Origin of the sequence: Arthrobacter sp. NQ7 (assembly GCF_029581595.2) — a bacterium.
Lineage (GTDB): Bacteria > Actinomycetota > Actinomycetes > Actinomycetales > Micrococcaceae > Arthrobacter > Arthrobacter phenanthrenivorans_B.
In genome coordinates this window covers 51,132-77,840 of record NZ_JARFXU020000020.1, presented here as the reverse complement: position 1 = coordinate 77,840, position 26,709 = coordinate 51,132, and the positions used below count along the sequence as shown (strand labels likewise).

Here is a 26,709-nt window from a genome sequence, read left to right as displayed (position 1 = left end):
TCTATGTGAAGTCGAGATCTCCGAGCGCCTGCGGCTGGCCCCGGTCTTTCTTGCGCTGCACTCGCCGGCGGCGCCGTTCTTCGCGCCGGGCCGATTTGGATGCCTCGTAATCATGTCGCATCACAGCGGGCGAGGCAAAAACAGCGGACCCGGGTCCCGGCCGGCCGGGATCGGCACTTTCGGCCGGTGCTTCAGCCGGCTGGAGGTGCCCCAGTTTTTCCCCGGCCGCGGTGAGGTCCTTCACGGTTGCCATGAACTGGCGGAAGAGACGGATGCCCAGCAGGACATAGAACAGCAGGGACACGGCGACCAGCGCCAGCCATATGAGAATCCAGGACCACCAAGGCATGCTGAGAAGTCTATCCGCCGTATCTTGCCAGCGCTGCCGCCAGCCACTCGCGTGCGGCGTCGGCCAGACCGGCAGGGGCCAGGATCCGGGCCGAACCGCCATGCTGTGCCACGAACATCGGCAGCCACGCAGTATTGCCGAAGCGGACCTCGGCAACCAGTCCGCCGTCGGGAAGTTCCGCGGTGCGTGCCGCGTAATAGTCCTCCGCCAGCCCCCTGCCCTGCCGGGTGAGCTGGATGGTGACCACGGTGTCGTCGTCGTTGGCCGTGAAAAGCTTGGCCGGAACCCCGTCCCGGGGCGCAGCATGCCTGCCGGCGGGGGCACCGTTGGGATGCACCTCCCGGACCCTGTCCAGCCGGAAGTTCCGAAGCCCGTCCACCAGGTGGCACCAGGCTTCGAAATACCAGGTGTTGTCCAGGGAGTAGAGCCGCAGCGGGTCCACGTCGCGTTCGGTGACGGCGTCCCGCTGGGGTGAGAGATAGGTCAGGTGGAGCTGGGACCCGGACTCGATGGCGCGGCGGACGGTGGCATGGGTGGCGGCGTCCGCGGGGGCAACCTGCGGCCCGGCAATGGAGGCGGCCCGCAGTCCTTCCTCCCCGGCTGCGGCCAGGAGCTTCAGGGTGACCGATTCCAGCGCACCGCCGCCGGGCAGGTCGGGCAGGCCGTTCAGTGTCTCCAGCCCGGTCAGCAGGGCACACGCTTCCGCCACGGTGAACCGGACCGGCTTCTTCAGGTCGAGGTCCTGGGTGATGAAGACGTGGCCGTCCTCCCACTGGATGTCCAGCAGGTCGTCCGGATAGCCTTCGGGCAGTCCGGAACAGATCAGGATCCGGAGGTCGGCTTCCAACTCCTCCCGGGTGACGCCGAAGTGGTCAGCGACGTCCTGGATGTGCAGGCCCTGGTTGTGGACCAGGAACGGCACCAGCTGCAGCATGCGCTTGAGCTGATCCTCAGAGGTGCCCTTGCGCACCGCCCGGGCCGGGGCAGGGCCGGGGAAGGCGTAGGAGGGCCGGGGCGCGGCGCTGAAGTCGAGGGCGGCCTGCAGGCGGCGGCGCACGGCCTGGCGCAGGTCTCCGGGTTCCACAACCAGCGCGTCGGGGCCGTAGGACGCCAGCTCTTCGGCGAACACTTCGGGATCGCGGTATTCAAGCGCCAGCCGGTCGTGGCCCACGGGCGGGTTGCCCGGGGCCGGCTGGCCGGGAGCTTCCACGGCGCGTGCCCGCAGCGCCAGCAGGCGGCCGGTGGGGACGTCCACGACGGCGGTGCGGAGCGGCAGTTCAGGCAGCCGTTCAAGCTCGGACCGGATGCTGAAGTTGGCCGGCGGCTCATAGTGTTCCCGGGCGAGCGTGGTGACGGCGCTGGTGAAGCGGGAAAGGCGGAAATGCCTCGCCGCCTGCCGGCCGCGGTCGTAGCCCATGAGGTACCACTGGCCGAACCGGCTGCCCAGTCCCCAGGGTTCAACGGTACGGGTTTCCTCCTTGCCGGTGCTGCCGGCCAGGTAGGTGAAAGTCACGGGGTGCCGGGCGTGCATGGCGGTGACGACGTCATCGAAGGCCTGGCCGGCGGGCTTTATCCGCGGCTGCACCCCCGCGGGCAGCTCCACGTCCGCGAGTTTGCCGGATGCCTGGAGCTTCCGGAGGGCGCTTTGGGCGGCGGATCCCAGTGCGGCACGCTCCCACAGCCGGGAGGCCAGCAGGAGGACTGTCCATTCCTCCGGCCCAAGCTGGACGTCCGGGAGCCGGTTGGACTCCTTGCCGATCCGGTACCGGGTGGTGGCCGGATCGTCCTCGCTCCAGCCCAGGTCCGTCAGGGTTTCCACCTCGAAGCCCATCGCCCGAAGGTCATTCTTGTCCCGCTCGAACATCCGCCCGAAGGCAACGTCGTTGCCGGAGGTGTCGTGGTAAACCTTTTCGCGCAATTCGCTGCGGCGCAGGCCGTAACGGGTGTTGAGGAGCGCGATCAGCAGGTTGAGGAGTCGTTCGGTACGGGATACGGACACGTTGGTTACGTTACTAAACCCGCCGCTTAAAGCGGAAAGCGCGGCAGTACGGAACTCTGATGTCCCGTTCTGCCGCGCTGTCGGCTGTACTGTAAGCCCGGGTTAGCGGACGTCCACGAGGTCCACGACGAAGATCAGGGCCTCGTTGGGGGCGATGGCCCCGCCGGCACCGCGCGAGCCGTAGGCCAGCTCGGAGGGAATCTCCAGCCGGCGGCGGCCGCCGACCTTCATGCCGAGCAGTCCCTGGTCCCAGCCCTGGATGACCTGGCCGACGCCTACGCGGAAGTCCAGCGGCGCGCCGCGGCCCCAGGAGGCGTCAAACTCTTCACCCGTGGACCAGGCAACGCCCACGTAGTGGGTGGAGACGGTGTCCCCGGCCTGGGCTTCACGGCCGGTGCCCTCAATGAGGTCCGTGATGACGAGTTCCGTGGGTACGTCACCTTCCGGGAAGTCGATCTCGGGCTTCTGGCGGTCAAATTCCCGCTGTCCAAACGACATGCTTGCTCCTATGCGTGTGAGTGATGGGTGCCGCGGAAGAACGCGGCGTCCCTGTAAGTCTTGCTACTTGACCCCGAGGATGTCCACTACGAAGACGAGGTCTCCCTTGGCCTGTCCCTGGCCGGCGTCGCCGTAGGCCAGGTCCTTGGGGATGACCAGCAGGACGCGGGAGCCCACCGTCTTGCCGGCGAGGCCCTGCGTCCAGCCCTTGATGACACCGGTAAGCGGGAAGGTGGCGGGCTGGCCCCGGTCGAAGCTGGAATCGAACTTGGTGCCGCCGTCGAGGTTGACGCCCACGTAGTTGACCGTCAGCGTGTCGGACTCTTTCACGGTGGCGCCGGTGCCCTTGATCAGGTCCTGGGATACGAGGGCCGTCGGGGCCGCCGCACCGGCCACGTTGATTTCCGGTACGCCGTCTTTTTCGGTCACGGTGGGGAGGCCGGGCGGCGGGCTCACGGTCTCACCCTGGGGCTTGTCCAGGACAGGCGTGGGGTCGGAAGCGGACAGCACCTTGATGATCAGCAGCTGGCTGGGTCCGGCTGCTGCGCTCGGGCTGGGGGTTGCGCCATCGGACGGGCTGGGACTTGCTGAGGGCGCACTTTGCTGGCCCGGGACGGCCAGGGCAAGGCTGGACCCTACCTTGGCGCCGACAAAGGCGTTGTAGATGACGGCGCTGCTGGTCTTGAGCTCATCGTTCAGCTCCAGGCTTTCAGGCTCGTTGGCGAACGTATCCTCCAGCTGGGACCCGTCCGTGCCGTTCAGGGCCAGGATGGAGATCTTGGCTACCTGGTTTGCCTTGACGCGGTCGCCGCTGCCTTCGGACACAACCTTGATGGTGGGCTGCGTAACGGTGAGCGGCTTGTCGAAGTCCACGCCAGGGGCCTTCTTGTCCCCGTTGTCGGTCAGCTTGAGGGAGTCGAACTTTGCAGTCTCCCCGGCAGACTGGCTGCTGGGCTCCGGCTGGGAGCTTGTACCTCCGCAGGCGGTCAGGAGCAGCAGGCCGGGAAGGAGTATTGCTAGTAGTCGGCGCACGTAGGAAAACTTTCGTCGGGGCAGGGTGGATACGGCGTTGAATGTCACAGCGGACAACGCCGTGCAGAGGTCCCTTTAAAAAGGACCTTATCCAGAATAGACCCTGAAGCTGGACGTCAGCCCATAGAGTCCAGGAGTGCATCCACCCGGTCATCGACACTGCGGAACGGATCCTTGCACAGAATCGTCTGGTGGGCCCGGTCATTCAGTTTCAGGTGCACCCAGTCCACGGTGTAGTCACGCCCCAGCTCCTGCGCCCGGCGGACAAAGTCGCCCCTGAGTTTTGCCCGGGTAGTTTGCGGCGGGGCGTCCACCGCGCCCTTGATGACGGTATCGTCAACGATCCGGCGCACCGCACCGCGGGACTGCAGCAGGTAGTAGAGGCCCCGGCTGCGGGAGATGTCGTGGTACGTGAGATCGAGCTGCGCGATCCGCGGCGCATCCAGGCCGAGGCCGTGGCGTTCGCGGTAGTTGTCCATCAACTTCTTCTTGATGGCCCAGTCGATTTCGGTGTCGATGCCCCGGGTGTCTCCTGACTCGATGGCATGGAGGGTCCGCTCCCACAGGTCAAGGATGGCCGGAACGTGGGGATTGTGCGCGCCGTGCTCCTTGACGAAGGCAGTGACCTTGGTCAGGTACTCCTGCTGGATCTCCAGTGCGGTCAGCTGGCGGCCGTTGGCCAGACGGACCAGGGCGCGCCCGCTGAGGTCATGCGAAATTTCCCTGATGCTGCGGATGGGATTCTCCATCCTCATGTCACGCATGATCACCCCCGCCTCGATCATCCTGAGGACAAGGTCCACGGTGCCGATCTTCATCAGCGCCGTCGCTTCAGACATATTCGAGTCCCCGACAATGACATGCAGCCGCCGGTAGAACTCGGCGTCCGCGTGGGGCTCGTCCCTGGTATTGATGATCGGCCGGGAACGGGTGGTGGCGGATGAGACGCCCTCCCAGATGTGGTCGGCGCGCTGGGAGAAGGCATACGTGGCCCCGTGCGGCGTCTTCAGGATCTTCCCGGCGCCCGCAATGAGCTGGCGGGTGACCAGGAACGGAATCAGGATTTCGGCCAGCCGTGAAAACTCCCCGCGCCGGGGAATCAGGTAATTCTCGTGGCTGCCGTAGGAGTTGCCCGCGGAGTCGGTGTTGTTCTTGAACAGGTAGACGGTCCCGTTGAACCCTTCTGCTGCCAGCCGTGCCTGGGCCTCGTCCACGAGGTCGTCCAGGATGAGCTCGCCGGCACGGTCGTGGGCGATGAGCTGGGCAAGGTCGTCACATTCCGCGGTGGCGTATTCGGGGTGGGATCCGACGTCGAGGTACAGCCGTGAGCCGTTGGTCAGGAAGACATTGGAAGAGCGCCCCCAGCTGACCACCTTGCGGAACAGGTACCGCGCCACCTCCTCCGGGGCAAGGGGCCTGGAGTCGGGGCTCGAATAGGAAATCCCGAACTCGGTCTCGATGCCGAAGATTCTCTTGTCCATCTGATCCTCCTAGGCCAGCAGTGCTGTGATATCCGCGTCGTTGAGCCTGCGGAAGGCGCGCCGGGAGCCGCGGGAGCTTTCGGAGAGCCGGTCCAGGACGGCCACTTCGAGTGCGCCGGGCGGCAACGGTGCCGCCGTTTGTTCACCCTCCTGGGCGGGTGTGAGGCCTTTCAGCGCGAGCCGCACGGCGTCCGCAAAACCCAGCGACGCCTGCCAGCCGGCGTCAATGGCCGACGAGACCCGGTCGGCCTGGCCGCCCATCACGACAAAACTGTGTTCGTCGGCAATCGAGCCGTCGAAAGTCAGCCGGTAAAGGTGGTCTTCGGCCTGCGTGGGACCCACCTCGGCCACGGCAAGCTCCACCTCGAAAGGCTTCTGCTCGGCGGTGAAGACGGCGCCGAGGCTCTGGGCGTAGACGCTCGCCAGTCCCCGCGCGGTAACGTCCTCGCGGTCATAGGAGTATCCGCGGACATCTGCATAGCGGACCCCGGCCTGCCGTAGGCTTTCGAATTCGTTGTATTTGCCTACGGCGGCGAACGCGATCTTGTCGTAGATCTCGCCGATCTTGTGCAGCGACGGGGACGGGTTCTCGGCGACGAGTGCGATGCCGTCCGCACAGCTGATGACGACCACCGAGCGGCCCCGGGCGATGCCTTTCCGCGCGAAATCCGCGCGGTCCTTCATCAGCTGTTCGGGCGACACATAAAACTGCTGGGTCATCTCAGGCCTCCCGTCCGGCGATGGTGCGTGACTCAATGACGGCGCGCGAGGCGTCGGCGAGTTCGGCTTCGGGAACCCGGCGGGCTCCCGTCCTGTCCACGGTGTAGACCACCGGCCACAGCTGCCGGACCGTATCGGGTCCGCCCGTGGCGGAATCGTCGTCGGCAGCGTCGTACAGGGATTCGACGGCAACCGACAGGGCTTCCGCTGCACTGAGGTTGGGCCGCCACAGCTTCTTCAGGGCGCCCCGTGCGAAGACCGAGCCCGAACCCACCGTGTGGTGTTCGTGTTCCTCGTACCGGCCTCCGGTGACATCGTAGGAAAACAGCCGCCCAACACCGGCGCTGGTGTCGAAGCCGGCAAAGAGGGGCACCACCGCGAGCCCCTGGAGGGCCAGCGGGAGGTTGCCCCTGATCATGGCCCCCAACCGGTTGGCCTTGCCCTCGAGGCTCAGCTGGGTGCCTTCGATTTTTTCATAGTGCTCGAGTTCAACCTGGAAGAGCCGCGTCAGGTCAATCGCGATGCCGGCTGTCCCGGCGATGCCAAGGACCGAGAAATGGTCTGCAGGAAAGACCTTCTCAATATGCCTGCTGGCAATGACGTTGCCCATCGTGGCCCGCCGGTCCCCCGCCATCAGGACGCCGCCGCCGTAGCTCATCGCCACGATAGTGGTGGCATGGGGAACCTGCAGCGGGGCAGCCGCCGACGCGCCACCCTGAAGGGACCGGTTGAACGGCAGTAACTCCGGCCGGTCCCGTTGCAGGTGCTCCGTAAAGGACGAGGTGGCGTTGGCGGCTACCTGGTTGGCGGTTGATTCCTGCACTCATCACTCCTTGAACGTGGTACTTCAACGTTGGTACAGATCCCTGCCGTCCGCGGCTTCCGCCACCTTCCGGCTCCGGGTTACTGGCCGCCCTTTTGGACGAACGCCCGGACAAACTCCTCGGCGTTGGATTCCAGGACGCCGTCTATCTCGTCGAGCAGGTCGTCAACGCCCTCGGTGGACGCCGATGCCTTGGCCTCGGGCGGTGCCGGGGGTGCCTCGGGAATGTCTTCGTCGACCTGGCTGTCACGTGACTGCGGCTGCTGCTGCTCCTGGCCTGCCATTGGTTTCCCTCCTTCTTCGTCCGGTGAATCCGGCGGATCCTCCGATATGCCCATCCTGCCACGGTACGGGCGTTCCGGCGCGGTTTATGCCGCAGGCGGAGTGCTGTTGTGTCCCAGCAGTTCACCAAGGAACGGCCCGGCTTCCCGGTAGCGCTCGAACAACGCTCCGGTCAGGGCTTTGGTTCCCCTCAATGGTTCCCGGGTAGGTACGCGCTGCAGCCGCCCGTACCCGGGGACATCGAAGATGACCGAGTCCCAGCTTGCTCCCACCACATCCTTGCCGAAGCTGCTGATGCACTTCCCGCGGAAGAAGGCCCGGGTATCGGCCGGAGGTTCCGCGACGGCGGCGGCGATGGCTGCGTCGTCCACGATCCGCTGCATCCGGTTCCTGGACAGCAGCCGGTAGTAGAGGCCCTTTTCCGGCCTGATATCGGCCCACTGGAGATCCACCAGGCCCAGCCGGGCATCGTTCCACTCCAGGCCGTCCCGCTGGCGGTAACCGTCCAGCAGCGAGAGTTTGGCCAGCCACTCCACGGAGGTGGCCGCCGCTGCCCGGTCACTGTCCAGTTGAGTGAGCACCGTAGCCCACCGCTCCAGAACTTCGTGGGTGTGCCCATCGCCGTCCACCGTGTCGCCCACACCGGTGTCCTGGGCCAGCTTGGCGGCGGCCTCGTGGTACATCCATTGAAGATCGAGGGCTGTGACGCGCCTGCCGTCCAGCAGCCGCAGCCTCGCCGTCAGCGAGGTGTCGTGGCTGACGGTCTTGAGCGCCGCAACGGGCTCGTAGACCTCCACCTTGGGTGCCAGGCCCGCCTCGATGAGGCTGAGGACCATGGCGGTGGTGCCGAACTTAAGGTAATTGGAGACCTGGCTGAGGTTCGCGTCCCCGATGATCACGTGCAGCCGCCGGTACTTGTCGGCCGTGGCGTGGGGTTCGTCCCGGGTGTTGATGATGGGCCTGCGGATGGTGGTTTCCAGGCCCACCTCGGCTTCGAAGAAGTCGGCGCGCTGGCTGACCTGGAAGCCGGGTACGGAACTGTCCTGCCCCAGTCCCAGCCGGCCGGCCCCGCAGATGACCTGCCGGGTGACGAAGAACGGCGTCAGGCCGCGCACGATGTCACCGAAAGGCACGGACCGCGGCATGAGGTAGTTTTCGTGCGAACCGTACGACACTGACTTGTTGTCAGTGTTGTTCTTGTACAGGTTGACCGGCGGGAGGGCCGGGTCCGCTGCCAGCCGGCGCAGCGCCGCCAGTCCTACGAGGTCGCCGGCTGCGTCCCAGACCACCGCGTCCCTGGGGTTGGTGACCTCGGGACTTGAGTACTCGGGATGGGCGTGGTCGACGTACAGCCTGGCGCCGTTGCCCAGGACCATGTTCATCAGGAGGGTCCCCGACTCGTCCTGCCCGTCCAGTTCCAGCTCCTCACGGCCGTAGGCGAGGGCCACCGCCTCCGCATCCAGGACGGGCGGCTGGTCGGTGAGCTGGGATGGATGGGCCGCGCCCCGGTCCACAGTCCAGCCCCGGGCATCGTGCAGCGGCTCTTCGTCGGTATAGTCCCACCGCGTCTCGGCCCCGCCCGCAGCCCGCTGCCGGGTGACCTGGGCGTAGGCCTGGACTACCCGGGCACTCATCATGGTGGCATTGGCAGACGGTGCGGACGGAGCGTGGATGCCGTATTCGGTTTCCGCCCCCATGACCCGCATGGCTCCGCCGGCGGGGAGGGATTCCCCGGCGGCGGATCCGTGGGCACCGGTCACAGATACTGTCCCGTGGTCGGCATCGTCTCGATGGACTTCCCTGGCTCCTGCCCGGCCTTGCCCTGGACGATGGTGCGGATGTACGTGATCCGTTCGCCTTTCTTGCCGGAGATGCGTGCCCAATCGTCCGGGTTGGTGGTGTTGGGCATATCCTCGTGCTCGCGGAATTCATCCACCACGGCGCGCAGCAGGTGCTCGATCCGGAGCCCTTTCTGATGGGTGGTCAGCAGGTCCTTGATGGCATACTTCTTGGCCCGGTCCACAACGTTCTGCACCACGGCGCCGGAGTTGAAGTCCTTGAAGTAGAGCATCTCGGTGTCACCGTTGGCATACGTGACCTCGAGGAACTCGTTGGACTTGTCCGTGGAGTACATGGCTTCAACGGTGCGCTGGACCATGGCATCCACGGTGGCCTGGACGTCCCCGTTGTGTTCGGCAAGGTCCGACTCATGGAACGGCAGGTCCGGCGTGATGTATTTGTTGAAGATGTCCGCCGCGGCTTCGGCATCGGGGCGCTGGATCTTGACCTTGACGTCCAGCCGGCCGGGCCGGAGGATCGCGGGATCAATCATGTCCTCGCGGTTGGATGCACCGATCACGATGACGTTGTCGAGCCGTTCCACGCCGTCGATCTCGCTGAGGAGCTGGGGCACGATGGTTGTTTCGACGTCGGAGGAAATGCCCGTGCCGCGGGTGCGGAACAGTGAATCCATCTCGTCGAAGAACACCACCACGGGGCTGCCGTCTGATGCCTTTTCCCTGGCGCGGGAGAAGATCAGGCGGATGTGCCGCTCCGTTTCACCGACATACTTGTCCAGCAGCTCAGGGCCCTTGATGTTGAGGAAGTAGCTCTTCAGGTCCACGTTTCCGGACCGTTCGGCGGCGCGGGCCGCAAGTGAATTGGCAACAGCCTTGGCAATCAGCGTCTTTCCACAGCCTGGAGGGCCGTACAGCAGGATGCCCTTCGGAGCCTTCAGGCCGTGCTCACGGTAGAGGTCCGGGTGCAGGAACGGCAGTTCGACGGCGTCGCGGATCTGCTCGATCTGCGGGCCCAGGCCGCCGATGTCCTCGTAGGTGATGTCCGGGACTTCTTCCAGGACGAGGTTTTCGACCTCGGAGCGGGGGACTTTTTCCAGGGCATAGCCGGTCCGTGAATCCACCGAAAGCGCATCGCCCACGCGGAGCTTCTCGGACAGGAGGGCGCCGGAAAGCCGGACAACGCGTTCTTCGTCCGCCCGGCCCACCACCAGTGCACGGTCGCGTCCCAGCATCTCCTTCAGGGTGGCCAGTTCGCCCGCGCGCTCGTACCCGAGGCCGGCCACGATCAGGAGTGCCTCGTTCAGCAGCACCTCCTGGCCCACGGCCAGCTGGTTGATGTTTACGAGCGGGCTGACGCCCACGCGCATCTTGCGCCCTGCGTTGAAGATGTCCACCGATTCCTCGGTGGCAGCCTGGCCGCTGCTGCCGGGGGCCGGCTGCCGTTTCGGGTTGATTTGGAGGATGGTGCCGAAGCTGTAGGGCGGCTGTCCTTCCTGGTCCAGGGCGTTCTTCAGCCGGAGGATCTCCGCCTTCGCCGTCTCCAGCATGCTGACCAGCTTGGTGTTGTTCTGCGTTGCCGCTGCCAACTGGCGGTCGATGTGCCTGAGCTTGTCCCGAAGGATGTTGACCTGGCGGTCAGCAACCGAGAGGTCGTTGGCGGCAGACTGCTCTGCCGGTGTACGTCCGGAGTCCTGGTTTGGTGTCTCCATGATGTATCAGCCCCTTCCTGCGCTTCTCTTAAGACATTAGTCCCAAGATGCCGGGTAGGGATGGAGACTCCCGAAATGTGGACTAGTTCGTAACCTCGGGAGTGTCCACGACGTTGGTACCTGCAATGGCATCGCGGGCGGCCCGACGGAGTTTCTTGTCAGACACGGCCCGCTCCCCTACCGCACCGGGTGTCCAGGCGTTGACGTCTTCTTCATTGAATTCGGTCTTGGACGGCCGGCGTTTTACCGAAATTCCGGTGACGCCGTCGGCGAGCCTGCGCGTTACCAGCAGGAAACCAGTGTGGGCGACCATGCGGTGGTCGGGCCGGACGGCGAGTCCTTCCAGGTGCCAGCCGCGGACCAGGGATTCCCAGGCGTCCGGTTCGGTGAAGCGGCCGTCTGCCCGGATCGCCTCGGCCGTGCGTGAAAGTTGGGTGACCGTTGCGACGTAGTTGATCCAGACCCCGCCGGGGGCCAGGACGGTGGCGACGGCGTCCAGGCACTCCCACGGTGCCAGCATGTCCAGGACCACCCGGTCCACGGAACCCGGTTCCTCAGCCTTGACCACTTCTTCCTGGAAATCACCCAGGGAGATCTGCCATGCGGGGTGCGGACCACCGAAGATGGTTTCGACGTTTCCACGTGCAATGTCGGCGAATTCCTCGCGCCGTTCAAAGGAATGCAGGTAGCCGTTGTCGCCCACGGCGCGGAGCAGGGAAATGGAGAGCGCGCCTGAGCCGACGCCGGCCTCCACGACGCGGGCGCCGGGGAAGATGTCCGCCATGGTGACAATCTGGCCGGCGTCCTTGGGATAGACGACGGCGGCGCCGCGCGGCATCGAGAGCACGAAGTCGGACAGCAGGGGCCGCAGGGTCTGGTACTGCTGGCCCACGTTGTTCACCACCACGGAGCCATCCACCTTGCCGATGATCTCGTCATGGTTGAGGAAACCGCGGTGGGTATGGAAGGCGCCGCCGCGTTCCAGGGTGATGGTGTTCATCCGGCCGCGTTCGTCCGTCAGCTGGACCCGCTCACCTTCGCGGAAGGGGCCGCGCCGACGGGCAGCTCCCACCGGCTGCGAGGCGCTGGCGGCAGCACCGGCTTGCGCTGCTCCCTGGGCGTCGTTGACGGCAGTTTCGCTGCTCATGATTCTTCCTCGCTCCTGTAAACCTGTTGTGCCGCCGCCGCCCGGGCCGCAAGGGACCTGGTGGCTTGGCGACGGCAATGCACGACCGGCAGGTAACTCTACCGGTTCTGGCCCTGGGGGTACCTATCGTTGCGCTGGCGCTTGCCGGTGATGGCCGCCAGAACCGCCTCCTGGGTCAGCAGGCCGGTGACGGCTCCGTTGTGGTCCACCACGGCGTAGTGGCGTCCCTCAAGCTGGGAAAGGAACTTGATCAGCTCCTGCCCCTTGGACCATTCGGGAACGTAGGCGCCGGCGGCCAGGGGGAAGGAGATGGCCGTGACCGGAGTGGTTTCCGCCGCGGCGGCGGGAACCGAAGCGAGGGCACCGGGGTCGACCACCCCCTGCGGCCGGCCGTCGGGCCCGCAGACCACCACGGCCTTTGCGCCGTCCGCTCCGAGCAGCAGGGCATCGCGGACGCTGCCGGTTGCGGGGAGCCCGGCAGCCGGCGCCGCCAATGCTGCGGCGCTTACCAGCGGGAGCCGCCCCCGCAGCGTGCCTTGCTGGATGGACGCGGATGCGCCCATCCAGAGGAATCCGCCAACCAGGATGGTGATCATCAGCAGGCTGAAATCCGGGCTTTCGCCTGCGAGGAAAGGACGCAGCAGGAACCAGTAGGCGATGGCGAGCACGATGATCCGCCCGCCCCAGCCCGCGGCCACCGTTCCCTTCGCCTGGCTGCCGGTGGCCTTCCAGACGATGGACTCGACCAGGCGGCCGCCATCCAGCGGCAGTCCGGGCAGGACGTTGAAGACGCCGATGAGGAAGTTGGCCCACATGAAGATGTTGGTCAGGATGTCCGCCACGCTGCCAAGGCTGTCGGTGCCGAGCACCAGCCAGGCTCCGCCGGCAAGGACGAAGTTTGCTGCCGGGCCGGCCAAAGCGACCAGTACGGACCGTCCGGGGGAAGCGGTGAAACTTTCGAACTGGGTGTGGCCGCCCCAGAGGTTGAGGACGATCTTCTGGGAGGGCCAACCGTAGATTTTGGCAGTCAGTGCGTGGGCAAGCTCATGGACAAGCACGGAAATCAAGAGCAGGACGGCGTAGGCGAAGGCCACCAGGTAGGCGCTCACACCCAGCATCGGATTGTTTCTGGCGAGCACCGGGCCGTAGGCGATCACGGTAAAGGCAGCAATGACGAACCATGAGTATGCAAGCACGATAGGCACGCCGGCGATGCGTCCCAGCGGGATCCCTTCGCGGCGGGCAGGGGTTTGGCTTTCCGTCCCCCCGGAACTGCCGGGCTCAGCCACGGGGACCACCCCAGGGCGCCGCTGAGGTGTCCGACGGATCGCTGCCTGCGAGGAGGGCTTCCAGTTCGGCCAGGCCGCGGCCGGCCAGCGAGTCCCACAATGCATAGCTGCCGTCGTCGGGCAGCGGCACGATATGCGGGACTGCCACGGTGGCAACGCCGGAGGCGACGGCTGCAGCCACACCGGGCACGGAGTCCTCGAGGGCCACGCAGTGGTGGACGGCGAGTTCGGGATCGTTCTCCTGCAGCAGCTCCACAGCGGTCAGATAGGCCTCCGGGTGCGGTTTGCCTTGGCTCACGGTGTCGCCGGTCACCAGCACCTCGAAGTATGGCCGCGGAAGGCTGGCCACTACTTCCCGGGCCAAGGGCCCCTCGGACATGGTGACAAGGGCGCAGCGTACGCCCGCCTGATGCAGCTCTTCCAGCAGTTCCCGTGCTCCCGGCCGCCAGGGCACCTGCTGCTGGACGCTGCTGATCACCCGGGCCGTCAGGGAATCGATGATTTCGCGGATGTCCAGCTCGACGCCGGCCTGCTGCAGCAGTCCCGCGGAGAACGTCAGTGACTGTCCCACCAGCTGCATGGCCTGGTCGTGGCTCCACGTTCCGCCATGGGCCTCCACGAGCGCGCGTTCGGCGGCAATCCAGTAAGGCTCGGTGTCCACGATGGTCCCGTCCATGTCCCAAAGGACGGCTTTGAGTGGGGAACCAACGGCAGGAGATCGCATGCTGCCAGTCTACGGGGCCTGGCTGGACGGCGGCTGGGGGCTACGCCCTTGGCGAATTAGGCCCGCGGCGGGTCCCGTTTGTACCGCGTGGACTCGATTTGCGGCGCTTCATTCCATGCGCGGGCGTGCACCTTGGACGTAGGGTGAAGAAATGAATAGCTTCGAGGGAGACACCGCCGCACAGGGTGCCGGACCCGAGCGGGAACGGTTCCTGCAGCCGGTGGCTGACGGCCGGCGCGTAACTGTCATGCTTGCCGCGTTTGAGGGGTGGAACGACGCCGGAGAGGCGGCGAGTGATTCCCTGCGTTACCTGAACAAGCTGTGGGGCGGGAAGAAAGTGGCGTCCATCGATGCCGATGAGTACTACGACTTCCAGTTCACCCGCCCCACGGTGCGCAGGAACGCTGCCGGTGAGCGGAAGATCAAGTGGCCGTCCACCCGGATCTATAAGGCCAGTGCACCCAACTCCAACGTGGATGTCATCTTCGTCCAGGGGACCGAGCCATCCTATAAATGGCGCGCCTACACCGCGGAGCTGCTGGCCCACGCCGAGGCCCTTAACGTGGATTATGTGATCCTGGTGGGCGCACTGCTCGCCGATGTCCCGCACAGCCGCCCGATCCCGGTGAGCACATCATCCGACGACGGTCCGCTCCGGGAGCGGATGAACCTGGAAGCATCACAGTACGAGGGCCCCGTGGGCATCGTGGGCGTCCTGTCCGAGGTGGCCCTGCTGGCGGGTCTCCCGACGGTGTCGCTCTGGGCTGCCGTCCCGCATTACGTGGCGCAGGCTCCCTCGCCCAAAGCCCAGCTGGCCCTCCTGCACCGCATCGAGGAATTGCTCCAGGTTCCCCTGGACACCCACGAACTGGCCGAGGAAGCCGACGCTTGGGAGCGTGGTGTGGACGAACTGGCCACCGAGGACCCGGAGATTGCAGCGTATGTGCGGCAGTTGGAGGAAGCCAAGGACACCGCCGACCTGCCCGAGGCCAGTGGCGAATCCATTGCCCGCGAATTCGAGCGTTACCTGAAGCGGCGCGGCCAGGACAAGCCCTGACCTTGGCTGGCTGGCTGGCTTGGTTTTCCGGGCTTGACGAGCTGGCCCGTTTCGGGTGAGCCAAAGGGAAGGGCCCTGGGCGGGAGCAGTTCAGCAATCCTGGCCAGGGCCCTCCCTTTGCCGCCGTGCGAAGGCAGAGCCTTGCGCGGAAGTTAGAGCCTGATGCCCAGGAGGGCGTCCACCGCGTCCTGGACCAGGGCGCGGTCAGCAGCGCTGGCGGCAGCACCGCCGTCGTTCGCGGTCCGTGCCCACCGGGACACCGCGGCCACTGCCGCCGGTGCGTTGAGGTCGGCGGCCAGGGCTTCCCGCATGTCGGCCAGCAGCGCCGCGCCGGAACCTTCCGGCGCGTGGTCGAGGGCCTTCCGCCAGGCTGCCAGGTCCGCCTTGGCAGCTGCGAACCCTTCATCGGTCCAGGACCAGTCGGAGCGGTAGTGGTGGGCCAGGATGGCCAGGCGGATCGCCGCCGGGTCCTCCCCCGCGGCGCGGAGCCTGGAAACCAGCACCAGATTGCCTTTGGACTTGCTCATCTTTTCGCCGTCCAGCCCCACCATGCCTGCGTGGGCGTAGTGCCGGGCGAGCGGGACCCCGGCCAACGAGTAGGCGTGGCCGGCGCCCATCTCATGATGGGGGAAGATCAGGTCGGACCCGCCGCCCTGCACGGTGAAGGGAGACGGCAGGTACTTCTGGGCGATGACGGTGCATTCGATGTGCCAGCCGGGACGGCCTGCGCCAAGGCTGCCGCCGGGCCAGCTGGGCTCTCCCGGCCGCTCAACCCGCCAGAGGAGGGGGTCCAGTGCCTGCCGCTTTCCCGCCCGGCCGGGATCGCCTCCGCGTTCGGCAAAAAGCTCCAGCATGGTGCTTTCGCCAAGGTGGGAAATGCAGCCCAGGGACCAGGCGTCAGGGGCGGTTGACTGCTTGCCTGCCGCCTCGACGTCGTAATAGACGTCGCCGTCAGGTTCACCGTTGGTACCGGTCACCTGGTAGGCCAACCCCATGCTGACCAGGCGCTCGACTTCGGGAACGATGAGGCCGATCGATTCCACTGCGCCGACGTAATGGTCCGGGGCCAGGACGTTCAGGGCCTCCATGTCTGTCTGGAAGAGCTGCACCTGCTCCGCCGCAAGGTCGCGCCAGTCGACGCCGGTGGCCGTGGCGCGTTCAAGCAGGGGGTCGTCCACGTCCGTGACGTTCTGGACGTAGGAGACCTCACTGCCGGCATCGCGCCAGACCCGGTTCAGCAGGTCGAAGGCGACGTAGCTTGCCGCATGGCCCATGTGCGTTGCGTCGTAGGGAGTGATGCCGCAGACGTACATGGACGGCCTGGCCTCCCGCTCCAGTGCCACTTCGCGGCCTGCCGCAGTGTCGAAGAGCCGGACGGCGGGCATGTTTCCGGGCAGGGCGGGGACGGGGCGGGAAGTCCAGGATTTCACAAGCCAAGCCTAGCCCTAGGCGTTGATGACACCGAAACCAAGCAGGAGGTAGAGGGCAAGTCCCAGGAAGATCCGGTACCAGACGAACAGCCGGTAGCTGCGCGTGGACACGAACTTCAGGAACCAGCCGATAATGACGTAGCCCACCACCAGGGCGATGACGGTGGCCAGTGCCGTTTCAGGCAGCCCGAACGGGCCGGAGATGCCTTCCTTGGTGACCACCTTGAACAGCTGGTACAGCCCGCTGCCGAACACCGCGGGGATGGCCAGCAGGAACGAGTACCGCGCGGCGGCTTCGCGGGTATAGCCCATGAGCAGGCCGGCGGTGATGGTGCCCCCGGACCGGGAAACGCCGGGGATCAGGGCCAGCGCCTGGGCCAGGCCGTACAGGATACCGTGCTTGTAGGTGAGGTGGGCGAGGTCCCGCTTCTGGGCCCCCACCGCGTCCGCTACGGCCAGGATGAGGCCAAATACGATCAGCATGGTGGCCACGATCCACATACTGCGCAGCACGGACTCGATCTGGTCCTGGAAGAGCAGCCCCAGGACGATGATGGGCAGGCTGCCCAGGATCACCAGCCACCCCATCCGGGCGTCGGGATCGTGCCGGGGAACCTTGCCGGTGAACGAGCCCGCCCACGCCTTGATGATCCTGACAATGTCCCGCCAGAAATAGATCAGCACGGCGGTCTCGGTCCCCAGCTGGGTGATGGCCGTAAAAGCCGCCCCCGGGTCTTCCGCATTGGGGAGGAACTCCCCCACGATCCGCAGGTGCGCACTCGATGAAATAGGTAGAAATTCGGTCAGTCCCTGCACTAGGCCCAGCAGGGCCGCTTCAAACCAGTTCACGCTAAGACCCTACGGCATGGCACCGGTGGTTCTGCCCGTAAGCTTGCTGCTATGCAGCAGCGTTACGTCGGCAACAGTGGATTGCGAGTTTCAGCCCTCTCCCTGGGCACCCTGTCGTGGGGTAAGGAAACCGACGAGCAGGACGCATCCGAATTGCTGCGCACCTTCCTTGACGCAGGCGGCAGGCACATCGACACCTCGGCCTCGTATGCGGGCGGCGGCTCGGAGGCGGTCCTTGGTTCGCTGCTGGGCGACGTGGTGTCGCGGACGGAGGTGTCCATCTCCACCAAAGCGGGAATGACGACGCCGGATGGCCGCCGCGCGGTGGACACGTCCCGGAATGCGATGCTCACCGGTCTCGACGCCAGCCTGGCCAGGCTGGGCACCGACTATATCGACCTGTGGTTCGTCGAGGCGTGGGACGGCAATGTTCCCCTGGATGAAACCTTGGCTGCGCTTGAGTTTGCCGTCCGCACGGGCCGTGCGCGCTATGCCGGCATCTCGAATTTCACGGGGTGGCAGGCGGCGAAGGCCGCGGCCATCAGCACCGTCCCGCTGGTGGCAGTGCAGGCGGAGTATTCCTTCCTGGACAGGACGGCCGAGGCCGAACTGTTCCCGGCCGCCGAGGATGCCGGGCTTGGCCTGATGGCATGGGGTCCGCTGGGCCGGGGCGTCCTTACCGGAAAATACCGGGGCAGTATTCCGGCCGGATCCAGGGGGGCCACAAGCGAGGCAGGCTATGTGGAGGCCTACCTGGCGGAGAAGCCGTCGCGGATCGTGGATGCGGTGTGCATGGCTGCCAACGGCCTCGGCCGGACCCCGCAGGATGTGTCGCTTTCGTGGCTGCTGTCGCAGCAGGGGGTGGCCACGGCGATTGTAGGCGCCCGCACGCCGGTACAGCTGAAGGAAATCCTGGACGCCCAGCTTTCCCCGCTGCCGCCGCAGATTGCACGGGCCCTTGAGGACGTCTCCGCCGGCTGACGGCGGGCGCCCACCCAGCTTTTCCGGTGCCCTTATTCCTCGACGATCTCCAGGTCCTCGTCGTCGTCCACGTCGGCTTCCTCGTCCTCTTCGTCCTCATCGTCGAAGACCTGAAGCGGGGTCACTTCGTTGTAGGCCTCGTAGAGGGCGTCTTCATAAACTTCAAAGGCATCGGCCACGGCGAAAAAAGCTGCCTCGACGGAGGGGTCACCGTCCCCGCGGCGGTTCGATGCTGCTATAAGGTGTTCTTCCAAAGCGGTGGTCAGGGACGAAAGCGCGACACGCGGATCGATGCTCATGACTTCACGTTAGCCGGAAAAGGACGAAAATGGAGAGCAAATGAAGGAACAATTTCTCACCAGCTCGGTCCAGCGGGAACGGGATTATTTACGGCAGTACGAGTACCTCGTACTGACCGTCAGCCCTGATGATTCCCTGCCCGAGGCGCGGCGCCGGCTGGTGGAACACTCCGAATACGGCAAGTGGGAATTGGAGCGCAGCAAGCTCTACGTGGGCGGCGGGAGGCGGTTCTGGCTGCGCCGCCGGGTGATGCAGGTCCAGAGGACCGTCTAGGGTTTGCAGGTCCAGAGGACCGTCTAGGGTTTGCCGGTCCAGAGGACCGTCTAGGGTTTGCAGGTCCAGAGGACCGTCTAGGGTTTGCCGGTCCAGCGGACCGTCTAGTCCTCCAGTGGTCCCAGCCAGGCATTGGCCACGGTGTTGTGCGCGGACTCATCGTCGGACGGGTGGAACATCCCGGCCAGCACGTCCCGGTAGAGGCGCTCCAGCTCCGAACCCCTGAAGTAGCTTGATCCCCCGCTGACGCGGATGGCGAGGTCGACCACCCGGCGCGCAGTCTCGGTGGCGTTCACTTTCAGGCCCACCAGCTTCGGGAACCGCTGGCTTCCATGGTCGGCCAGCGCGTCCACGTCTGCGGTCACCGAGGCGAGCTGCGGGTACAGGTTGTCCATGGCCATCGCCGCGTCAGCCACCTTCCAGCGGATGTCAGGGTCCTGGGCATAGCTGCGCCCGCCGTTCTTGAACGAGGTGCGGCGCTTCGCCGTCTCCACGCCGACGGCCAGCGCCCGCTCCCCCAGGCCTGTGTACACGGCCGCCAGCAGGCTTTCGAAGCAGGCGAAGATGGCGAAGACCAGGGGGTCGGCGTTGGGTCCTACCGGCAGCTTGCGGAAGATCCTGTCCGGCGGCACCTCCACACCTTCAAGGACAGTGGTGGCCGACTGGCTGGCCCGCATGCCCAGCGTGTCCCAGTCGTCAAGGATCCGGTAGCCGGGCGTTTCCCGCGTGATGAAGCCGTGGACCAGTTCGCCGGCGCCGTCCCTTGCGTCTGCGTCCTTGCCGAAGATCCCCAGGCGGGTCCATGCCGGGGAAAGGCTGGTGAAGATCTTGGTCCCGCTGAACGAGTACCCGCCGTCCCCAGTGGGTTTGGCCACAGTCCGGGAGTCGAAGAGGACGGAGTCGTTGCCGGCCTCGGAATTGCCAAACGCGAAGACCTCGCCCTGCGCGGCTTCCTCCAGGACGAAGCCCAGCGAGTGGTCACCCCGGGCGGCGAGGACGTGTGCGACGCCGGTCCACACCAGATGCATGTTGACGGCGAGTGCCGTGGCCGGGGCAGCCGTTGCCAGCCTGCGCTGGCATTGGGCTGCCGCTTCGAGGCCAAGCCCGGCACCGCCGTCGGACGCTGGAACGAAAAGCTTCAGATACCCTGCTGCCGCCAGCTCCTGCAGGTCTTCATGGAAGAAGGCGTTGTCGCGGTCGTAGCCGGCAGCGCGGGCACGGATACGCTCCAGGAGCTCATCCGGCAGCAGTTCCTCTGGGCTCACGGCGGGCTCCTCTTAGTAGTTAGTGAGCAGGGTGTTCAGGACCCGGGCACCGAACTTCAGGGAATCTGCCGGGACGCGCTCGTCCACCCCGTGGAACATGCCGGTGAAGTCCAGCTCATCCGGCAGCATGAGGGGCGCAAACCCGTAGCCGGTGATGCCCAGGCGACTGAGCGACTTGTTGTCCGTCCCGCCGGAGAGCGTGTAGGGCAGCACCTTGGCGCCGGGGTCCTCCTTGTGGAGAGCGTCGATCATCGAGTCCACCAGGTTGCCGGCGAACGGGACCTCCAGCGAGACGTCGTTGTGGACGTAGCTGACGTCCACGCCGTTGCCGGCGAGTTCGCGCACGATTTCCAGGACCTGCTGTTCCTGGCCGGGAAGTGTGCGGCAATCGACCAGGGCCTCCGCGGATTCTGGAATGACGTTGTGCTTGTAGCCGCCCTTGAGGAGGGTGGGATTAGTGGTGTTCTGCAGCGTCGCGCCGACGAAGCGGGCCACGGTGCCCAGCTGGTTGAGCAGGAGGTCCGGATTGTCGGCGTCGAATTCCACGCCCGTGAGTTCCGTCACCCCGTCGAGGAATTGGCGGGTGGTCGGGGTGAGTTCGATTGGCCACTTGTACTCGCCAATGCGCGTGACGGCGGCGGCAAGGCGGGTGACGGCGTTGTCGGTGTTGATCTGCGAACCGTGGCCGGCACGTCCGTGCGCAACGAGGCGGAGCCAGGAGATGCCCTTTTCCGCGGTCTGCAGCAGGTAGGTCCGCTGGCCGCCGATTGTGGCCGAGAAGCCGCCCACCTCGGAGATGGCTTCGGTGGCGCCTTCGAAAAGTCCGGGCCGGTTGTCCACGGCGTAGCGGGCGCCATACACGCCGCCGGCCTCCTCATCCGCGAAGAAAGCGAAGATGATGTCCCGCTTGGGCTTCCGGCCCTCCCTGGCAAAACTCCTCAGCACCGAAAGGATCATGGCGTCCATGTCCTTCATGTCGACGGCGCCGCGTCCCCAAATGAGGCCATCTTTCAGTTCTGCCCCGAACGGGTCAACGGACCACTGGTCCCGGAGCGCTGGAACGACGTCCAGGTGGCCGTGGACCACCAGCGCACTGGCCGAGGGGTCCTCCCCCGCCATCCTGGTGACAACGTTCGCACGGCCGGGAGCCGACTCGAAGATCTCGGCGTCCAGCCCCACTTCCTCGATGAGTCCGGCGGCATACTCTGCCGCAGCCCGCTCCCCCGGCCCCGACCCGTCGCCGTAGTTGGAAGTGTCGATCCGGATGAGTTCCTGGCAGATCCGGACAACTTCATCCTCGGGCAGGACGTCAGGCATTGGTGGCTCCTTGGTAGGGAATGACTCGTTGGCACGAGCTGAATCGCTGCCCTCAGCCTACCTACTTGGCCCGATTCGTTGTTCCCGGAAAGTTCGTGTTAGAGTTTTTCTCGCTGCTTCGGAGAGGCGCGAAACGCTGAAAGGCGGAGATGCTTCCCGAAATACCACCTGCGCGGGTGGCGGAATGGCAGACGCGCTAGCTTGAGGTGCTAGTCCTCGAAAGGGGGTGGGGGTTCAAGTCCCCCTCCGCGCACAATGGGAAGCCCCGGAACATCATTGATGTTCCGGGGCTTTTTTGTGTCTCCAAAGAGACCGCGCCCGTGTCCGGCAAAGGGAACACGACCGTGTGGCATCCGGAACGGGGCACGGCACCGTCCGCTGGTTCGACGATGGATCAGCCCCGCTGGCAGCCCCGCGAAGCGTCTGTCACGCCTGTGCGGTGCCCGCCGCCATGGATCGGATGAAATCCTGATCCTCACGGGAGATGAGCGCCTGCCCGTGCAGCCCGGTGGCCAGGTCCTCCCCGCATTCCCTGGAGATGACGGTGGTGAGGGTCCGCGGGAGCATTTGGCAACCAGGGTTATCGAGCAGCCACTTCTGTGTGGTGCGGTCAAGGGCGTTCCAGCGGTCTTTGAGGTTCATGGGCGGACGGTGTCTCCGTGTTCGGGCCTGCGCGGCGGCGGGTATGGACCTGGCCGGATGCGGATTGCTGCCCGCTCCGATCAACAATTCAACGGGAACCGGTGCGCGGCCAACAGGGACGAAGGTCCCGGATCCCCGCGGCCGGCGGCTTCCGCCCGGACCCGGTACTTTCACGGACCGCGGTGCAGGGCCGCCCAGGCCTGGAATCCGCCGATGAGGTCGGTGGCGCGGGTCAGTCCGAGGCGCTGCAGGGTGTGTGCAGCGAGGCTGGAGCTGTAGCCCTCATTGCAGACGACGACGATCCGCCGGGTGTAGTCGCCTGCCATCGGCAGCCGATGGGGGCTGGAGGGATCGAGCCGCCATTCGAGAACGTTTCGGTCAATAACGACGGCACCGGGCAGCTCGCCGTCGCGGTCCCGCTGATCGACCGGCCTGGTGTCAATAACAAGGGCGCCCGCCGCCATTTCCTGTTCAAGAGCCGAAGGGTGGACGCGGTCGAGCCCCCGGCGGCTTTCAAGCAGCAATTCGTCGATCGTCAACGACCCGGCGGCGGCGCCGGAGATGGGTAACTGCTTCACCTTTTCCTCGCTTTACCTGCTGATCGGGCCACTCCTGCTGATCGGGCCACTGTCCCACACTGAAGCCCGTTTCACCATGAAGAATGCCCCGCAATCAAGCAAAGCGTCTGGCCGTGGCGGTTGTCCATGCCCGTGGCCGTCGGAGGCAAAGCGGTCCAGGTCCGGCCCGGGGCCCTGCCCGCCTACCCCAGCCGCTCCTTCACCATGTCGCTGACAGCCTTGCCGTCGAAGCGCCCGCCGATTTTGGGGGTCACCGACTTCATGACCACTCCCATGGAGCGCATTGACAGATCGCTGCCCCCTGCTCGAAGGCCGGCAATGACCTCGTCCACGATGGCTTCGGCTTCGTCCCTGCTGAGGGCTTTGGGCAGGTAGGCCTCGATAATTTCTGCCTCCGCGATCTCGGCCTGGGCCCGCTCCTGGTGTCCCGCCGCTGTGTAGGTGGCAGCGGTGTCACGCCGCTTGGCGGCCTCTTTTTGGAGCAGCGCCGTCACTTGGAGGTCATCGAGTTCCACCGGTGTTTTGCCGGACTTCTCCCGGGTTTCGATTTCGCCCAGGACGTTGCGCACGGTAGTCAGCGCCACTTTGTTGCCTGCCTTCATGTGGGCGACGACATCGCCTTTGAGTTTGTCCTTCAGTGCCATGGTTCTGCTCCTCTTGAGGTTTGCGGGAGTTGTGGAATCGCTGCCGGACGGACCGGCCCCCGTCTTCATAGGCTAGTTTGGAATCCGCAGCGGCCTGATTCCACGGGCCCGGAAGGAGCGCCAGGTGGACAGCACCGCTGGTAAGTGGTTCCTGGACCGGACTGAGCGGGGAAACCCTGCATCCGACGTCCAAAGGGGCGGTGCAGGATCCCCCTCGTGGTCTGAAGGCAACCTGGTGCGCCCCCTGGTCCACGGCACAACCTACTTTTCACGACTGTACGAGGAGCTGTCGGCCCTGCAGCCCGGAGACCGGGTGTGGTTCACCGACTGGCGGGGTGATGCCGATGAGCAGCTGGAACCCGGCGGCACCACCATCGGGGGCTTGCTGGGACAGTTGGCCCGTTCCGGCGTCGAAGTACGGGGCCTGGTCTGGCGGTCCCACGGCGAGCGCGTGTCCGCCCCCATCAGCGGACGCTCCAACGAGCACCTCAGCCGGCACATCAACGACTCCGGCGGCGAAGCACTCCTGGACCAGCGCGTCCGTCTTTTCGGCTGTCATCACCAGAAACTGCTGGTGATCCGCCGACGTGACGACCCCTCGCGGGATGTGGCTTTTGTTGGTGGGCTCGACCTGTCCCACAGCCGCCGGGACGATGCGGGGCATGCCGGGGATCCGCAGGCGGTCGAAATGGATGCCCGGTATGGCAAGAGGCCCCCGTGGCACGACGCAGCCCTCGAACTGCGGGGCCCGGTGGTTGCCGACGTCCTGGCGGTCTTTGCGGAACGGTGGAACGACCCCCATCCGCTGGACCGGCACACGCCCTACAGGATGCTGCTGCAGCGCCTGGCCCGCATGCCCCGGCATCCCAAGCCGCTGCCCGAAACCGCTCCCCCGCCGCCGCCGGCAGGTCCCCACGCCGTCCAGTTGCTGCGCACCTACGGCCACAAGCACCCGCCGTTCCCTTTCGCGCCCGGAGGAGAACGATCCATAGCGCGCGCCTACGCCAAAGCCTTCGCCCAGGCCCGGTCACTGATCTACATTGAGGACCAGTACCTGTGGTCCACGGAGGTCGCAGCGGGAATCGCATCCGCGCTGAAGGACAACCCCGGCCTGAACGTGATCATCGTGGTTCCCAGGTACCCGGACTCCGATGGCTTCCTGAGCGGGCCGCCCAAGCGGCTGGCGCAAAACAGGGCGATCGGCATGCTCCGCCAAGCCGCGCCAGGGAGGGTAGGGGTGTTCGACCTGGAAAACAGCCAGGGAACCCCCATCTACGTCCACGCCAAGATCTGCATCATCGACGACACCTGGTTCACCTGCGGATCTGACAACTTCAACCGCCGGTCCTGGACCACCGACAGCGAGCTCACCTGCGCTGTGGTCGACACGTCCGGTGAAGACCCGGCCACGGCAGGCAGCGGCGATTCCCGGCCCCGGCCGCTGGCCAGGGAACTGAGGCTGCAGCTGTGGGCCGAACACCTTGGCCTTGAGCAGGACGGCCCGGAGCTCCAGTCCGCCTGGCCGGGGCTGGAACTGTGGAACAGGACTGCTGACGCCCTGGACGAGTGGCACCGGAGCGGCCGTGGGACGCGCCCGGCAGGCCAGGTGCGCCATCACGTTCCCCAGGCCGTTCCGGTCATCCAGCGGCTCTGGGCCGACCCCCTGTGCCGGTTCATCGTTGACCCGGACGGCCGTCCCCGCAAACTCCGCCGGACAGACCGCTTCTAGCCCGGCCGGATGCGGCCAGGCCGGTACCCACGCCGGCGGGGGTGCATACCCCGGGCCTGGGTTTGGGTAGGTTGGAGGCGTAACGGCAGCTCACATCGGGACCGGGGAGAAATCATGAAAGCAGTGGTGTACGAGGCAACGGGTCCTTCATCCGTCCTTACGCTCCAGGAGAAGGCGCTGACGGGTCCCGGCCCCGGCGAAGTCCGCGTCCGCATGGTGGTGTCCGGAGTCAACCCCACCGACTGGAAGTCGCGGGCCGGGGGCGGAAACAAGAAGCTGGACGCCCCCAAAGTCCCCAACCAGGACGGTGCCGGTGTCATTGATGCAGTGGGGCCGGGAGTGGAGAATCCCAGGGCGGGCGACCGCGTGTGGCTTTGGGATGTGGCCTGGGGCGGCAACGAAGGAACAGCCCAGGAATATGTCACGGTGCCAGCGCACAAAGCCGTCCCGCTCCCCGTTACGGAGTCCTTCGATACGGGGGCATCGCTGGGAATTCCGGCGCTGACCGCGCACCGGGCCTTGACCGCGTTGGAGGATGGACCTGCCAGGCTCTCCCCAGGGTCGCTGGCCGGGCGTGCCGTCCTGGTCACCGGGGGCGCAGGAGCCGTCGGCCACGCCGCCATCCAGCTCGCCCGCTGGGCAGGAGCCAACGTCATCACCACCGTCAGCGGAGACCGTAAAGCGGACCTTGCCCGCCGGGCCGGCGCGCAGACAGTGATCAATTACCGGGCCGACGACGTCGTCCGGTCGGTCCGTGATGCCGCACCGGACGGCGTTGACATCATCGTGGACGTGAACGCCCCCGCCAACCTCCAGACCGACCTGCAGGTGCTCAAGCCCGGGGGAACAATCTCGATCTACGCGGCCAACCCGGGGGAATCCCTGACTGTTCCGATCCGCGAGAGCATGACCGGGAACGTCCGCTTCCAGTTCATCCTCACCTATACAGTGTCCGACCGGCAGAAACACGACGCTGTGGCCGCTGTGGGCGAAGCGCTCGCCGCCGGCGCCCTGCAGGTTGGCGAAGAACACGGACTCCCGCTGACACGGTTCAGCCTTGACGACACTGCCGCCGCGCACGACGCAGTGGAACGGGGAACGGTGGGGAAGGTGCTCATCGACGTCGCGCCGGCGCCCTGACAAACCCCCGCCTCAGCGGGACAAGCGGTCCCTCGCGGCGTGCTCCACCAGGACGGGAACAAACGCCCGGACCCTGCCCGCGTCCAGGAGGCTGTGCTCCTCCTGGACCACATCCTCGATGTGCTCCCGCGGCAGGGCAGGAAACTTTGCCGCAAGCCGGTCAACGACGTCGCTAAGCGCCCGCAACTCTTCGTTCACTCCCATCGGGAAAGTGTCTGGCTTCCGGTCCCGCCCGTCAAGACTTGACGAAGCGGGTGCCACAGGGTTGGCGTGACAGGAGCGACTGGACGACGGCGGGCGGGCCCTCCCGTGCCCGCCCAGCCACGTGGCCCACGCCGAGGCACCCGCGGCGGGACCCGTCGTCGTCAGTGCAGGTGGAACCTGTGCGACCGTGGATGGCGGGTCCGTCCCTGCAGATGGGAGCCTGCGGCAACCGGACGGTATTCAATCCGCCGCTTCTCCCTGCGGAGCTCATGCCGTTCCTGCCGGCGCGCCTTCCGTTCCGAGCGGTCGATGGCGGACAGGATCGTTAACGTGACGGCCATCCACAGGAACGCCGTCCCCAACACCAAAGCGATTTCCAGCTCAGTGCCCATGCACCAATTTTAGGCCCCAACACCTCCACCAGACCCCCGCAGACCCACATAAATCA

At 66.0% G+C, this 26,709-nt stretch carries 28 protein-coding genes and 1 tRNA gene; 6 read left to right on the top strand and 23 right to left on the bottom strand.

Annotation, left to right across the window (positions count from 1 at the left end):
* Position 1 precedes the first annotated feature (1 nt).
* The 13 genes from PUN71_RS17955 to PUN71_RS17895 form a co-directional block, all read right to left on the bottom strand.
* Positions 2–349 (bottom strand): hypothetical protein, encoded by a 348-nt coding sequence (locus PUN71_RS17955; protein ID WP_277799484.1) that lies wholly within the window; start codon positions 347–349, stop codon positions 2–4.
* 10 nt (positions 350–359) lie between these two features.
* Complete coding sequence (locus tag PUN71_RS17950) at positions 360–2,348, bottom strand: helix-turn-helix transcriptional regulator (protein WP_277799483.1); 1,989 nt, start codon at positions 2,346–2,348, stop codon at positions 360–362.
* A gap of 102 nt (positions 2,349–2,450) precedes the next feature.
* On the bottom strand, positions 2,451–2,846 hold the full coding sequence (locus PUN71_RS17945) for an FKBP-type peptidyl-prolyl cis-trans isomerase (protein WP_043455939.1): 396 nt from the start codon (positions 2,844–2,846) through the stop codon (positions 2,451–2,453).
* 63 nt (positions 2,847–2,909) lie between these two features.
* Complete coding sequence (locus PUN71_RS17940) at positions 2,910–3,878, bottom strand: FKBP-type peptidyl-prolyl cis-trans isomerase (RefSeq protein WP_043455951.1); 969 nt, start codon at positions 3,876–3,878, stop codon at positions 2,910–2,912.
* Between the two features lie 116 nt (positions 3,879–3,994).
* Positions 3,995–5,359 carry a Pup--protein ligase gene (pafA, locus tag PUN71_RS17935; protein ID WP_043455938.1) on the bottom strand — a complete coding sequence of 455 codons (1,365 nt, stop codon included), beginning with the start codon at positions 5,357–5,359 and terminating at the stop codon, positions 3,995–3,997.
* 9 nt (positions 5,360–5,368) lie between these two features.
* Positions 5,369–6,079 carry a proteasome subunit alpha gene (prcA, locus tag PUN71_RS17930; RefSeq protein ID WP_043455937.1) on the bottom strand — a complete coding sequence of 237 codons (711 nt, stop codon included), beginning with the start codon at positions 6,077–6,079 and terminating at the stop codon, positions 5,369–5,371.
* 1 nt (position 6,080) lies between these two features.
* Positions 6,081–6,902 carry a proteasome subunit beta gene (gene prcB, locus PUN71_RS17925; protein ID WP_043455936.1) on the bottom strand — a complete coding sequence of 274 codons (822 nt, stop codon included), beginning with the start codon at positions 6,900–6,902 and terminating at the stop codon, positions 6,081–6,083.
* Positions 6,903–6,982: 80 nt separating this feature from the next.
* Positions 6,983–7,186: a ubiquitin-like protein Pup gene (locus tag PUN71_RS17920; protein ID WP_043455935.1), complete on the bottom strand. Its 204-nt coding sequence runs from the start codon at positions 7,184–7,186 to the stop codon at positions 6,983–6,985.
* Between the two features lie 84 nt (positions 7,187–7,270).
* Positions 7,271–8,890: a depupylase/deamidase Dop gene (gene dop / locus PUN71_RS17915; RefSeq protein ID WP_277799495.1), complete on the bottom strand. Its 1,620-nt coding sequence runs from the start codon at positions 8,888–8,890 to the stop codon at positions 7,271–7,273.
* 50 nt (positions 8,891–8,940) lie between these two features.
* Positions 8,941–10,692, bottom strand: coding sequence for a proteasome ATPase (gene arc, locus PUN71_RS17910; RefSeq protein WP_043455933.1), 1,752 nt, complete (start codon positions 10,690–10,692; stop codon positions 8,941–8,943).
* A gap of 82 nt (positions 10,693–10,774) precedes the next feature.
* On the bottom strand, positions 10,775–11,839 hold the full coding sequence (locus PUN71_RS17905) for a tRNA (adenine-N1)-methyltransferase (RefSeq protein WP_043455932.1): 1,065 nt from the start codon (positions 11,837–11,839) through the stop codon (positions 10,775–10,777).
* 98 nt (positions 11,840–11,937) lie between these two features.
* Positions 11,938–13,128 carry a site-2 protease family protein gene (locus PUN71_RS17900; protein ID WP_277799482.1) on the bottom strand — a complete coding sequence of 397 codons (1,191 nt, stop codon included), beginning with the start codon at positions 13,126–13,128 and terminating at the stop codon, positions 11,938–11,940.
* Entirely contained in the window at positions 13,121–13,804 is a 684-nt protein-coding gene (locus tag PUN71_RS17895; protein WP_043455931.1) for an HAD family hydrolase, read from the bottom strand. The genes PUN71_RS17900 and PUN71_RS17895 overlap by 8 nt, the downstream gene beginning before the upstream one ends.
* Before the next feature lie 199 nt (positions 13,805–14,003).
* On the opposite strand from PUN71_RS17895, the gene PUN71_RS17890 reads away from it, so the two are divergent.
* Complete coding sequence (locus PUN71_RS17890) at positions 14,004–14,909, top strand: PAC2 family protein (RefSeq protein ID WP_043455929.1); 906 nt, start codon at positions 14,004–14,006, stop codon at positions 14,907–14,909.
* Positions 14,910–15,061: 152 nt separating this feature from the next.
* Here PUN71_RS17890 and mshC read toward each other — a convergent pair whose 3' ends face one another.
* Together mshC and PUN71_RS17880 are read right to left on the bottom strand one after the other, a co-directional pair.
* Positions 15,062–16,339 carry a cysteine--1-D-myo-inosityl 2-amino-2-deoxy-alpha-D-glucopyranoside ligase gene (mshC, locus tag PUN71_RS17885; protein ID WP_277799481.1) on the bottom strand — a complete coding sequence of 426 codons (1,278 nt, stop codon included), beginning with the start codon at positions 16,337–16,339 and terminating at the stop codon, positions 15,062–15,064.
* A gap of 15 nt (positions 16,340–16,354) precedes the next feature.
* The gene (locus PUN71_RS17880) at positions 16,355–17,188 is read right to left on the bottom strand and encodes an undecaprenyl-diphosphate phosphatase (protein ID WP_277799480.1); all 834 of its coding nucleotides are present in this window, start codon (positions 17,186–17,188) and stop codon (positions 16,355–16,357) included.
* Between the two features lie 51 nt (positions 17,189–17,239).
* Between PUN71_RS17880 and PUN71_RS17875 the strand changes: the two genes are divergently transcribed.
* Positions 17,240–18,169, top strand: coding sequence for an aldo/keto reductase (locus PUN71_RS17875; RefSeq protein WP_277799479.1), 930 nt, complete (start codon positions 17,240–17,242; stop codon positions 18,167–18,169).
* 32 nt (positions 18,170–18,201) lie between these two features.
* Here PUN71_RS17875 and PUN71_RS17870 read toward each other — a convergent pair whose 3' ends face one another.
* Positions 18,202–18,468, bottom strand: a complete 267-nt coding sequence (locus PUN71_RS17870; protein WP_141941360.1) for a hypothetical protein — start codon at positions 18,466–18,468, stop codon at positions 18,202–18,204.
* A 40-nt stretch (positions 18,469–18,508) separates the two neighbouring features.
* On the opposite strand from PUN71_RS17870, the gene PUN71_RS17865 reads away from it, so the two are divergent.
* Positions 18,509–18,742 carry a DUF5703 family protein gene (locus tag PUN71_RS17865; protein ID WP_018771130.1) on the top strand — a complete coding sequence of 78 codons (234 nt, stop codon included), beginning with the start codon at positions 18,509–18,511 and terminating at the stop codon, positions 18,740–18,742.
* A 104-nt stretch (positions 18,743–18,846) separates the two neighbouring features.
* Here PUN71_RS17865 and PUN71_RS17860 read toward each other — a convergent pair whose 3' ends face one another.
* Together PUN71_RS17860 and PUN71_RS17855 are read right to left on the bottom strand one after the other, a co-directional pair.
* Complete coding sequence (locus PUN71_RS17860; RefSeq protein WP_277799478.1) at positions 18,847–20,007, bottom strand: acyl-CoA dehydrogenase family protein; 1,161 nt, start codon at positions 20,005–20,007, stop codon at positions 18,847–18,849.
* 12 nt (positions 20,008–20,019) lie between these two features.
* On the bottom strand, positions 20,020–21,324 hold the full coding sequence (locus tag PUN71_RS17855) for a M20/M25/M40 family metallo-hydrolase (protein WP_277799477.1): 1,305 nt from the start codon (positions 21,322–21,324) through the stop codon (positions 20,020–20,022).
* A gap of 170 nt (positions 21,325–21,494) precedes the next feature.
* Between PUN71_RS17855 and PUN71_RS17850 the strand changes: the two genes are divergently transcribed.
* Positions 21,495–21,577: transfer RNA gene (locus tag PUN71_RS17850), tRNA-Leu, on the top strand.
* A 173-nt stretch (positions 21,578–21,750) separates the two neighbouring features.
* On the opposite strand, the gene PUN71_RS17845 is transcribed toward PUN71_RS17850, so the two are convergent.
* The 3 genes from PUN71_RS17845 to PUN71_RS17835 form a co-directional block, all read right to left on the bottom strand.
* Positions 21,751–21,966 (bottom strand): hypothetical protein, encoded by a 216-nt coding sequence (locus PUN71_RS17845; protein ID WP_043455922.1) that lies wholly within the window; start codon positions 21,964–21,966, stop codon positions 21,751–21,753.
* Positions 21,967–22,136: 170 nt separating this feature from the next.
* A complete protein-coding gene (locus PUN71_RS17840; protein WP_277799476.1) occupies positions 22,137–22,544 on the bottom strand; it encodes a rhodanese-like domain-containing protein in 408 nt (135 codons plus the stop codon).
* Between the two features lie 182 nt (positions 22,545–22,726).
* On the bottom strand, positions 22,727–23,188 hold the full coding sequence (locus tag PUN71_RS17835; protein ID WP_277799475.1) for a GatB/YqeY domain-containing protein: 462 nt from the start codon (positions 23,186–23,188) through the stop codon (positions 22,727–22,729).
* 124 nt (positions 23,189–23,312) lie between these two features.
* Here PUN71_RS17835 and PUN71_RS17830 point away from each other — a divergent pair, with 124 nt between their 5' ends.
* Positions 23,313–24,917 (top strand): phospholipase D family protein, encoded by a 1,605-nt coding sequence (locus tag PUN71_RS17830; protein WP_277799474.1) that lies wholly within the window; start codon positions 23,313–23,315, stop codon positions 24,915–24,917.
* A gap of 114 nt (positions 24,918–25,031) precedes the next feature.
* Positions 25,032–26,057 carry an NADPH:quinone reductase gene (locus tag PUN71_RS17825; RefSeq protein ID WP_277799473.1) on the top strand — a complete coding sequence of 342 codons (1,026 nt, stop codon included), beginning with the start codon at positions 25,032–25,034 and terminating at the stop codon, positions 26,055–26,057.
* Between the two features lie 12 nt (positions 26,058–26,069).
* Here PUN71_RS17825 and PUN71_RS17820 read toward each other — a convergent pair whose 3' ends face one another.
* Positions 26,070–26,261, bottom strand: a complete 192-nt coding sequence (locus PUN71_RS17820) for a three-helix bundle dimerization domain-containing protein (protein WP_043455915.1) — start codon at positions 26,259–26,261, stop codon at positions 26,070–26,072.
* Positions 26,262–26,422: 161 nt separating this feature from the next.
* On the bottom strand, positions 26,423–26,653 hold the full coding sequence (locus PUN71_RS17815) for a hypothetical protein (protein ID WP_043455913.1): 231 nt from the start codon (positions 26,651–26,653) through the stop codon (positions 26,423–26,425).
* Positions 26,654–26,709: the final 56 nt, after the last annotated feature.